An 11019-nucleotide genomic window follows, 5' to 3' on the forward strand; every position below is an offset into this window, starting at 1 on the left:
CGGGCCGCCGGGCCGTCGTCGCCCGGTCGCCCGCGTCGCCCACGGTGCCTTCGCCTCAGGCGGGCGGGGAGGAGGCCAGCCAGCCGCGGCGTGCGGCGAGGGCGCCCGCCTGGAAGCGGTTGGTCGCCCCGAGGCGGTCCATCAGACGCCCCACCAGTCGGCTGACGGAGCGCCGCGAGACGCCGAGCTGGGCGGCGATCGCCTCGTTGGTCTTCCCCGCCGCCATCAGCTGCAGCACGTCCCGCTCGATCCCGTGCGGGGCCGCGTCCGGCGCGGCCTCGGCGGCCCCGTCCTCCGGGTCGGCGAGGAAGTCCTCGGCGGCGTCCCAGTAGTGGGTGAAGAGCTGGCCGACGAAGGCCAGGACCGCGGTGTCGCGGATCAGCGCCACCCCCGCCCCCGTCTGGGCCGGGTCCCTCGGCAGCACCACGCAGTCCCGGTCGTAGCACAGCAGGCGGGAGGGCAGCACTCCCGTGCAGCGCACCTGGGCCCCCGCCTCCACGATCTCCTCCACGTACTGCACGGTGGCCCGGTGGCCGCGCGCGCTGTACTGGAGCAGCAGCCGCAGCCGCACGCCTCGGCCCAGGACGTCGAGGTCGAGCGGGAGCGCCGCCCGCATCGCCTCCTCGTTCTGCGTCCCGCCCGGCGAGATGACGTCGATGCTGGAGGAGCAGGTGCGCGCCAGGTCGTCGATGACCGACCGGATGTTGCCGAGCCCGTCGACGAGTTCGACGCTGCTGGTGGCCGAGCGCATGCCGCGGGCCTCCAGGTAGTCGCCCGAGAGGGAGTGGAGGCGTTCGCGGGTGGCCGCCATGGCGATGCGGTGCTGGAGGATCTCCTGCTCCATCGGTGCCAGCAGCGACTCCGCCGCGCTCTCCGGGCTGACGGCGACCCAGCCGCCGCCGGGGGAGGGCTGGAGCAGGCCGATCGCCGAGAGCTGCGCCTCGGCACGGGCCACTTCCACGGGCGTCAGCCCGGCGCGCGCGGCGAGTTGGCCGGCGCCGTCGGTGGGATGGGTGACCCGCAGCTGGTAGACGCGGACCGCCGCGGCGTCGAGATCCGCCGTGTCGAGGTCTGCTATGCCGTCCATTCCCTCTGTGCCATCCCTGGTGTCCGAGGAGGTGTCCGACGCGCGCACGGCCGAGGTGAAGCGGTCGTGCCAGCAGCCGTCGGCCCCCAGTCGTCGGCCCTCATCGTCGGCCCTCAGTCGTCGGAGAGCCAGCCGTTGAGCGCGGCCCGCGCGCCGGCCTGGAAGCGGCTCTCGGCCCCCAGCCGTTCCATCAGCCGGGCCACGATCCGGCTCACCGAACGCGGGGACATGCCGAGTTGGTGGGCGATCGCCTCGTCCTTCTTTCCCGCCGCCATCAGCAGCAGCACGTCACGCTCCACCTCGTTCGGCTCCGGGCCGTCGCGCTGTTCCTCCTCCGAGAAGTCCAGCGCCCGGTCCCAGTAGTGCTCGAACAGCTGCTGGAGGAAGTTCAGCACCGTGGGGTCGCGGATGACGGCCGCACCGGCGCCGCCGCGTTCGGGGTCGAGCGGCAGCACGGCGCAGCTGCGGTCGTAGATCGCCATGCGGGAGGGGAGCACGGTGGTGCTGCGCACCTGTGCCCCGGCGTCGGTGAGGACGGCGACGTGGCGGACCTGCGCGCGGTTCTTACGGGCGCTGTGCTGGAAGAGGCTGCGCATCTTCACGCCCCGCTCCAGCATTTCCCTGTCGTTGGAGATCGCGGCCCGGACCGCCACCTCGCCGAGGCCGCTGCCCGGGACGAGGGCGTCCAGCGACTCCGAGCAGGTGCGGACGAGGTCGTCGATCACCGCCCGCGCGTTGTCGGTGCCCTGGACGATCTCGATGCTGCTCTTGGCCGAGCGCATGCTGCGGGCTTCGAGATAGTCGCCGGAGAGCGCGTGCAGCCGCGCCCGGGTGGCGGCCATGGCGATGCGCCGCTGGAGGATGTCCTGTTCCATCGGGGCCAGCAGGGTGTCCGCCGCCGTCTCCGGGCTGACGGCGACCTGGCCGCCGCTGGGGGAGGGGCGCAGGAGACCGAGTGCCGACAGCCGCGACTCCGCCTCCAGAGTCTCCTGTGGCGTGATTCCCGCACGGGCGGAGATCTGCTCCACGGTGTCGGTAGGGTGAATGACACGCAGTCGGTAGACGCGGGCCGCGACCGCATCTATTTCGCCGGTTTCCTGCACGTTCTACTTCCTTGAACGACATCAGCCAGCCCCTGGCGTCATCCTGACAGGCGAGATAATGCCACAGGAACGCTCTCGACTTCGCTTCCCATGCTTGTGAGCATCAACTGCACCAGCATGTCACTGTTGTTCGGCCATGTGGACGCGGAAGAGGGAACCCGTGAAGAAGATGGCTCTGAGCGTAGCCTCGGCTTTGCTCATCGTAGTGGTCACCGGAGGCGTGGCAACCGCTCAGGTCGCCACCTCCCAGTCGGAGAGCGGCACTGTCACGACGCAGACCGTCCGGCCGCTGACCAGCGGCTGGGAGTAACGGTCTCCGTATCGTCCGCTCGCCCGTAGGTGGCGACACGCGGCCCTTTCGTGTGGCCCGGGTCGGTGACGCTATGCCATTTTCGCTAACTGAAGGTATCCAGTCTTGCCTGAAATGGGCGCCCTAGTCGGTATTTTGTCGGTTATTGACCCCGTGAGGACATCGATGGACAGGGAGGCGGCACGATGACGTCCCAGACGCCCCTGGCCGTCCTGCTCAGTCCGCGGTCGTCCGACGTCGCGGCGGCCCACCGGGTCGGTGCGCGCACCCTCGTGCTCGCGCCCAACCTCTCCGCTCCCGGCATCCGCAAGGCCGTCGCCGCCGCCGACACCGCCATGACGGTGGACTGGACCGATCACCCCCGGCTGACGATGGCGCTCAGCCAGCTCGCGTCCCACCCGGCGCGCACCTCGATCTTCGGCTTCGCCGAGGCGAGCGCACTCGTCGCCGCCCGCGCCAACGAGGCTCTCCGTCTCCCGGGCAACCCCCATGCGGCCGTCGCGTACCTCACGGACAAGGCGGCCCTGCGCGGCAAGGTCAACCAGCTCACCCGTTCCCCCGTGCGGTATGAGCACTGCGACCGGGCCGCGCACCTGGTGGCCGTCGCCGATCGCGTCGGCTACCCCTGCGTGGCCAAGCCACGCACCGGTTCCGGCGGCCAGGACGTTCACCTGCTGCGCAGCTCGGCTGACGCGGCCGTCCTGGCCGCCGGGCTGACCGGAGAACCGGCCCTCATCGTCGAGGAGTACCTCGACGGGCCGGAGTACAGCGTCGAGGCGCACTCACGCGACGGGGAGCACACCGTCCTCGCCGTGAGCCGCCGGTACACCACCGGCGCGCCCGACTTCCTCCCGACCGGCTACGACCTTCCCGCCGACCTCGACCAGCAGACCGCCGAGCGGATTCACGAGCTGGTCACGGCCACGCTGGTCGCCGCCGGTCACCGCAGTGGCCCGTCCCTCACCGAGGTCGTGGTCACCGCTCAGGGGCCGCGGCTGATCGAGGCCCACGCCCACCCGGGCGCCGAGTGCGTGCAGGACCTCCTGCTCGCCACCGGCACCGACCTGGCGGCTCGCGCCATCGCCTCCCAACTCGGGCTTCCGCTGCCCGAGCCACGGCCCGGGGCCCGCCGCCACGCGGGCATCCGGTTCCTGCGGCTGCCCCCCGGCCAGCTGCGCGCCGTGGAGGGCCTCGCCGAGGCGCGCGCGCTCAGCGGAGTGACCGGGCTGAAGATCACCGTCCCCCTCGGAAGTCATGTACCGGAGGCCACCAGCCGGGTCGCCGGGCATGGCTATCTCACGGCCGTCGCGGACGGCGCGCAGGAGCTGGAAGCGGTGCTGAGCAAGGCGCTCGACATCGTGCGACCGACGGTGGTGCCGAGGGCGGCCGCGCCGTCCTCGCGTGTCACCGCCGCGCCGGGCTCCGCCGCGCCAGCCGCCTCCGTCACGCCCGTGACCCCCTCGACCCCTTCGGGGTCCCCGCCGTCCGCGATGACGGTGAGGACCCCGAAAGGGTCGGCCAGGGACGCCGCACCGGAGGAGGAACACTCTGCCGCCTGACCTGTTCCCCGGCACGCTCCCTCTGGGTACGCCGGCCCCACGGACAGATCTGCTCCTGCCCTGCCGCGGGGTGCTCGGCGAGCACTCCGCGCGCTCCGACCACCCCGGCTACCACGTGCTGGAGCGTCGCGACGCGGACGGCGAGGTGAGCCAGCGCGGCATGCTCGGCGCCCTGAGCCTGCGCGGCGTGGAGACCGGGCACGTCGTGCGCCACCAGCAGGTCGGCGAGCGCCACGTCGCCCTCCACGCCCGCCTGCTGCGGCAGCGCGGACTCCAGGCCGACGGCGGCGCGCCGCCCGCGCCCGGCGCCGTCGAGCCACTGCTGCTGGCCGCCCACGACCTCGGGCCGATCCAGGAGTACCTCGACGCCGTCGCCGAGGGCCCGGCGGACCACGAGCGGGTCACCCCCGACGGCGGGGTCCAACGCCTGTGGGCGTGCGACGCGCGCTGGCTCGACGAGCCGCCCGCCCTGCCGCCCGTGCTGCTGGCCGACGGCCACCACCGGCTGGAGGCCGCCCGCCGGCTGCGCCGCGAACACCCGGGCGCGGCGGCGGACACGCTGCTGGCGCTGGTCGTCGACCACAGCCGGTATCCGCTGACGCTCTCCGCCACCCATCGCGTGGTGCGGGGGCTCGACGTCGGGAAGGCGATCCGCACCGCCTCCCGCATCGCCCGGGTCGTCGAGCATCCGCCGGGCGCCCGTCCGCTGCCGCGGCGCGGCACCTTCGTGCTGACCGGTGGCGGGCAGGCGTGGGAAGTCTCCGAGGTCTCCGCGGAGACCGTCGCGGGGCGGCTGCGCTCCCTGCCGCCGGAGTGGGTCGAGCTGCCGGCCGCCATCAGCGACCACGTGATCATCCCGGCGATCTGCGAGGACCAGGGCGTCGAGCCGTCACTCCGCTACACCAGCCAGGTCCCGTACGGCGCGGACCTCGGGCTGGTGCTGCCGCCGCCGACGTGGGACCAGATCTGGTCGGGCGCGGCCAACGGCACGGGCATGCCACCCAAGAGCACCTGTCTCGGGCCGGCTCCCGAGCCCGTGCCCGTGGGCTGAGGCGCGCGCGCCCGCACCGCGCGCTGTCGGGCGCTTCGGTTCGCCCCCGGGGGCGCGCTCCGTCCCCCGTTCGGAGCCGTCTCGTGCGGTCGGCCGCCCGTCGGCCGCCCAGCGCGGCCCTCGGGGGCCCGTCGGTCCCCGCGCGCCCCCACACGCACCGTTCACCCCCTCGTTCACCCGCGCGCGCACATCGGCCGTCCCGCCGCTCACCTCCCTCCCCTCCACCGGGTGAGAGCAAGGTTTCGTACGTGTCATTTCCTGCCACGTTGTCGAAACGCGGCCTCCCTACCTTCAGGCAGCACGGACCCCCTGCCCGAACACGTGGAGGCACGTATGCCAGCCCCCCAGACCGCTGCCGCCCGCCGACGGGGCGGGCGATGGATCGACGAGTGGGACCCCGAGGACGAGTCGTTCTGGGAGCGGGAGGGCCGGCACGTCGCCCGCCGCAACCTCGTCTACTCCGTGATCTCGGAGCACATCGGCTTCTCCGTGTGGAGCATGTTCTCCGTCCTCACGCTCTTCATGGGCGACGAGTACGGCATCGACCCGGCCGGGAAGTTCTTCCTCGTCGCGACCGCCTCGCTGGTCGGCGCCTGTCTGCGGATCCCCTACGGCTTCGCGGTGGCCAGGTTCGGCGGCCGGAACTGGACGATCATCAGCGCGAGCATGCTGCTGCTGCCGACCGTCGCGCTGCTCGTGGTCATGGAGCCGGGCACCTCCTACGGCACGTTCATGGTGGTGGCCGTCCTCACCGGCGTCGGCGGCGCGAACTTCGCCTCCTCCATGACCAACATCAACAGCTTCTACCCGCTGCGGCTGAAGGGCTGGGCCCTCGGCATGAACGCCGGCGGCGGCAACATAGGCGTCGCCGTCGTCCAGCTGGTCGGGCTGCTGATCATCGCCGTCGCCGGCGAGGGCCGGCCCCGCCTGATGCTCATGGTCTACGTGCCGTTGATCGTCCTGGCCACCGTGCTCAGCGTCCGCTTCATGGACAACCTCGGGCCGGTGCGCAACGACACGGGCGCGGCGCGCGAGGCCGCCGCGGACGGCCACACGTGGATCATGTCGTTCCTCTACATCGGCACCTTCGGCTCGTTCATCGGATACAGCTTCGCCTTCGGCCTCGTGCTCCAGAACCAGTTCGACCGCACGCCCCTCCAGGCCGCCGCGGTGACCTTCGTCGGCCCGCTGCTCGGCTCCCTCATCCGCCCCGTGGGCGGCCACCTCGCCGACCGCTACGGCGGCGCCCGCGTCACCCTGGTGAACTTCGCGATGATGATCGCCGCCTCGACCGTCATCCTCACCGCCTCGATGCGGGAGTCCCTGGCGCTGTTCACCGTCGGCTTCGTGATCCTCTTCGTGCTCACCGGCCTCGGCAACGGCTCGACGTACAAGATGATCCCCGGCATCTACCGGGCCAAGGCCGACGCGATGGGGCTGACCGGCGAGGCCGCGAACGTCTACGCCCGGCGGCTGTCGGGCGCGTCGATGGCGATCATCGGCGCGGTCGGCGCCCTCGGCGGGGTCGGCATCAACCTCGCGCTGCGCCAGTCCTTCCTCAGCGTCGGCTCCGGCACCGGCGCCTTCGTGGTCTTCCTCTGCTACTACGCGGTCTGCTTCGCCGTCACCTGGGCGGTGTACCTGCGGCGGAGCGCCGGTGCGACGGCCGCGGACGACCCGGTCGAGGGATCCCGCGCGAGCCAGCCGGCCTACGCGGGAGTGTGACGAGGGTCCCGCGGAGGACACCGGGCGTAACGCTCGGGAAACCATGCGGATCCGAGCCTGTCATCCCCCGTTGACAGGCTCGGGTCCGCGTCTCGATGTCTCGATGACACTGGGCGGAGCGGAAGACGAGCATGCAGCACCACCAACGTCAGCACACAGGCAGCGCCCCGGACGGCCCCCGGGCCGACTCCGGCCCTGGCCACGGCGCCGCTTCCGGCCGCGGTCACGGCCCCGGTCCTGAGGTCCGTCCCCTCGACGGCTTCACCGTCGGCGTCACCGCCGCCCGCAGAGCCGAGGAGCTCGCGGCCCTCCTGCGGCGGCGCGGCGCCGAGGTCCAGCACGCCCCGACGCTGCGCATCGTGCCGCTCTCCGACGACGACCAGCTGATGGCCGCCACCCGCGCGCTGATCGACCACGCCCCCGACGTCGTGATCGCCACCACCGCCATCGGCTTCCGCGGCTGGGTCGCCGCCGCCGACGGCTGGGGCCTGGGCGAGGCGCTCCTTGGCACCCTCGCCGGGACGGAGGTGCTGGCCCGCGGCCCCAAGGTGCGCGGCGCGGTCCGCGCGGCGGGCCTCACCGAGCGCTGGTCGCCGGCCTCCGAGTCGATGGCCGAGGTGCTCCAGCGCCTCCTCGACCAGGGCGTCGACGGCCGCCGGGTCGCCCTCCAGCTCCACGGGGAGCCGCTGCCCGGCTTCATCGAGGCGCTGCGCGGCTCCGGCGCCGAGGTCGTGGAGGTGCCGGTCTACCGCTGGATGCCGCCGTTGGACATCGCGCCCGTGGACCGGCTCATCGACGCGGTCCTCTCCCACGGCCTGGACGCGGTCACCTTCACCTCGGCGCCCGCCGTGGCCTCGCTGATGCAGCGCGGCGAGGAGCGCGGCGTGGTCGAGCCGCTGCTGGCCGCGCTGCGCGAGCACGTGCTGCCCGTCTGCGTGGGGCCCGTCACCGCGCTGCCGCTCCAGGCCCGCGACGTGCCCACCCGTCACCCGGAGCGGTTCCGGCTGGGGCCGCTGGTGCAGCTGCTCTGTGACGAGCTGCCCGCCCGCGCCCGCAGCCTGCCCGTGGCCGGGCGGACCGTGGAGATCCGCGGCCACGCCGTCGTCGTCGACCGCGAGCTGCGGCCGGTGCCGCCCGCGGGCATGGCGCTGCTCCGGCTGCTGGCGCGCCGCCCCGGCTGGGTCGTGCCCCGCGCCGAGCTGCTGCGGGCCCTGCCGGGCGCCGGCCGCGACGAGCACGCCGTGGAGACGGCGATGGCCAGGCTCCGCAGCGCGCTGGGCGCCCCCATGCTCATCCAGACGGTGGTCAAGCGCGGGTACCGGCTGGCCCTCGACCCGTCACTCGACGGCCGTAAGTACGGCGAGTAGTCACCGGGGCGTGCGCCCGACCGCGGGCGGGATGCCGTCAGGATGCCGTCGGGTGCCCTCGCGCTCCCGCCGGGCTCCCGCCGGTGGCTCCCGTCGGCCCGTGGAAGGCCCGTCCACCGCGCGCGGAGGCGTCCGAACGGGCCGATCTGGCGTACGGTGGACGGCTCGCCCTGCCGAGCAGAAGGGGGATGAGCGGTGGAACCGGTCGACGTGCGCGAGCGTGAGATCCGTCACGAACAGCGGCACCTCGACGCCGTCTACCGGCGTCTGACGGAGAAGATCCACGAGGCGGAGTTCCTGGTCGCCGACGCCGCCCGCCGCGTCCAGGTCGGCACGCCCGGCGCCCTGGCCGAGCGGGACGCCCAGGTCTTCCAGGCCGGCCTCCACCTCCACCGTCTCAACAGCGAGTTCGAGGACTTCCTCTTCGGCCGCGTCGACCTGCTGCCGGGCAAGGACGGCGAGCGCGGCCCCGACGGCGCGTACACCTCCCTCGAACCCGCGGACGACGCCGTGCGCGAGGACGAGGGAGGCCCGGTCGCGGACATCGCGGAGACCCTCCACATCGGCCGTCTCGGCGTCCTGGACGCCGACTACCAGCCGCTGGTCATCGACTGGCGCGCGCCGGCCGCCGCCCCGTTCTACCGCGCCACCCCCGTCGCGCCCGGCCGCGTCGTGCGGCGCCGCGTCATCCGCAGCCGCGGCAGGAAGGTCCTCAGCGTGGAGGACGACCTGCTGCGCCCCGGCGTGCGCGCCCGGCTGGACGGCGCCGAGCTGCCCGTCGTCGGCGACGGCGCGCTGATGGCCGCCCTCGGCCAGGAGCGGGGCCACCGGATGCGGGACATCGTCGCCTCCATCCAGGCCGAGCAGGACCGCGTGATCCGCGCGCCCGCCGTCGCCGTCACCGAGGTGACCGGCGGCCCCGGCACCGGCAAGACCGCGGTCGCGCTGCACCGGGCGGCCTACCTGCTCTACGCCGACCGCCGCCGCTACGCGGGAGGCATCCTCGTGGTCTCCCCGACGCCGCTGCTGGTCTCGTACACCGAGGGCGTGCTGCCGGCCCTCGGCGAGGAGGGGCAGGTCGCCATCAGGGCGCTCGGCTCGCTCGTCGAGGGCGTCGAGGCCGACGCCTACGACGAGCCGCCGGTGGCGCTCGTCAAGGGCTCCGCCCGCATGGCGCGGCTGCTGCACCGCGCCGCGCGCGGCCTGCTGGAGGCGGCCCCCGCCCCCGAGCGGCTGCGGCTGGTGGCCTTCGGCCGCCGCGTCGAGCTGACGGCGGAGGAGCTGGCCGAGGTGCGCCGTCAGACGCTGAGCGGCACCGCCCCCGTCAACCTGCTGCGTCCCCGCGCCCGCCGCCTGCTGCTCGACGCGCTGTGGCGGGCCGCTGGCGGGCCGCAGCGGTACCCGGAGCCCGAGCTGGTGGAGGAGGCGCGGGCGGCGTTCGACGAGGACCTCGGCACCGAGGACGACTTCCGTGACTTCCTGGCCGCGTTCTGGCCCGAGGTGACGCCGCTGGCGGTGCTGAGGGCCATGGCCGACGAGCGGCGCCTCGGCCGCTGGGCCCGGCGGATGCTGCGCCCGGGGGAGATCCGGGTGCTGGCGCGCTCGCTGCGACGGGTCACGCCCGAGGGCTCGGGGCTGTCCGTCCACGACGTGGCGCTCCTGGACGAGCTGAGGGTGCTGCTCGGCGCCCCGCCCCGCCCCGAGCGCCGCAGGCCGGAGGCGGAGGAGGCCGACGCGCTGGCGCAGCTGACCGGCCTCGCGGAGCTGACGACCCACGCCGACCGCGTCGCCGCCTCGCGGGGCGCGTCGGACGCCGGGGAGCGGGAGGAGCGCACCGAGTACGCGCACGTCATCGTCGACGAGGCGCAGGACCTGACGCCCATGCAGTGGCGCATGGTGGGCCGCAGGGGCCGCCGCGCCACCTGGACCATCGTGGGCGACCCGGCGCAGTCCTCCTGGCAGGCGCCGCAGGAGGCGGCGGCGGAGCGCGACGCCGCCCTCGGCGACCGCCGGCGAAGACGCTTCGAGCTGACCGTGAACTACCGCAACCCGGCGGAGATCGCCACCGTCGCCGACCGGGTGCTGCGGCTGGCCGCGCCGGGCACCGTTCCGCCGAGGGCGGTGCGCGCCACCGGCGTCGATCCCCTCTTCCTCCGCCTCCCCGACGGGCTGCCGGCCGCCCCGCCCGCCAGGGGCCGACGGGCGGGGGCGCGGGAGGCGGCTCCGCGGACGACGGCGACGCCCTCGGGGGCCGCGGCGACGACGGGCGCCGGGGCGGAGGCGACGGCGCGTGAGGCGGTGCGTGAGGCGGCCGGGCGACTGCTGCGGGAGGTGACCGGCACGGTCGGCGTGGTGGTGGCGATGGCCCGGCGCGAGCAGGTCGGGCGCTGGCTGGCCGACCTCGGCGAGCCCGGCGGGCGGCTGGTCGTGGTGGGCAGCCTGGAGGCGAAGGGCCTGGAGTACGACGCCACGCTCGTCGTCGCGCCCGCCGAGATCGCCGGCGAGTCCCCGGCCGGGCCGCGGGTGCTCTACGTGGCCCTGACCCGGGCCACGCAGCGCCTCGCGGTGCTGTCGGGGCCGGGTGACGAGCCCGACGCCGAGGGTGTTCCCGTCCTCCTGCGCCCGGAAAGCCCGCGGGCCCGGTAGGCTGGGAGAGGCGCCGGCCCGTTCCATGCCCCCGGGCCCAACCATTGTCGCTACGAGCGACCACTTGCCGCGAGGCGAGCTGGCGGGTCGGTGCCTCCAATCGTTTCTTTCTCGCCGCAGGTCACAGCCCTGTAGTGGCTCATGGCGAGGAGGATGTGGACTCCATGTGGA

Annotated in this window: 7 protein-coding genes; 5 read left to right on the forward strand and 2 right to left on the reverse strand. The window is 74.2% G+C overall.

Annotation, left to right across the window (positions count from 1 at the left end; genetic code table 11):
• Positions 1 to 55: 55 nt before the first annotated feature.
• On the reverse strand, positions 56 to 1087 hold the full coding sequence (locus ACTWP5_RS28410; RefSeq protein WP_443224013.1) for a LuxR C-terminal-related transcriptional regulator: 1032 nt from the start codon (positions 1085 to 1087) through the stop codon (positions 56 to 58).
• A gap of 113 nt (positions 1088 to 1200) precedes the next feature.
• Positions 1201 to 2190, reverse strand: coding sequence for a LuxR C-terminal-related transcriptional regulator (locus ACTWP5_RS28415; RefSeq protein ID WP_443224014.1), 990 nt, complete (start codon positions 2188 to 2190; stop codon positions 1201 to 1203).
• Positions 2191 to 2685: 495 nt separating this feature from the next.
• Here ACTWP5_RS28415 and ACTWP5_RS28420 point away from each other — a divergent pair, with 495 nt between their 5' ends.
• From ACTWP5_RS28420 to ACTWP5_RS28440, 5 genes are all read left to right on the forward strand, one after another.
• Positions 2686 to 4059 carry an ATP-grasp domain-containing protein gene (locus ACTWP5_RS28420; RefSeq protein WP_443224015.1) on the forward strand — a complete coding sequence of 458 codons (1374 nt, stop codon included), beginning with the start codon at positions 2686 to 2688 and terminating at the stop codon, positions 4057 to 4059.
• A 70-nt stretch (positions 4060 to 4129) separates the two neighbouring features.
• On the forward strand, positions 4130 to 5110 hold the full coding sequence (locus ACTWP5_RS28425) for a DUF1015 family protein (RefSeq protein WP_443224016.1): 981 nt from the start codon (positions 4130 to 4132) through the stop codon (positions 5108 to 5110).
• Positions 5111 to 5443: 333 nt separating this feature from the next.
• Entirely contained in the window at positions 5444 to 6835 is a 1392-nt protein-coding gene (locus ACTWP5_RS28430; protein WP_443224017.1) for a nitrate/nitrite transporter, read from the forward strand.
• Positions 6836 to 6966: 131 nt separating this feature from the next.
• Positions 6967 to 8202, forward strand: coding sequence for a uroporphyrinogen-III synthase (locus ACTWP5_RS28435; protein WP_443224018.1), 1236 nt, complete (start codon positions 6967 to 6969; stop codon positions 8200 to 8202).
• 195 nt (positions 8203 to 8397) lie between these two features.
• A complete protein-coding gene (locus tag ACTWP5_RS28440; RefSeq protein ID WP_443224019.1) occupies positions 8398 to 10848 on the forward strand; it encodes a HelD family protein in 2451 nt (816 codons plus the stop codon).
• The last annotated feature ends 171 nt before the right edge of the window (positions 10849 to 11019 follow it).

It is taken from the genome of Streptomyces sp. 4N509B, from assembly GCF_052245655.1.
GTDB lineage: Bacteria > Actinomycetota > Actinomycetes > Streptomycetales > Streptomycetaceae > Streptomyces.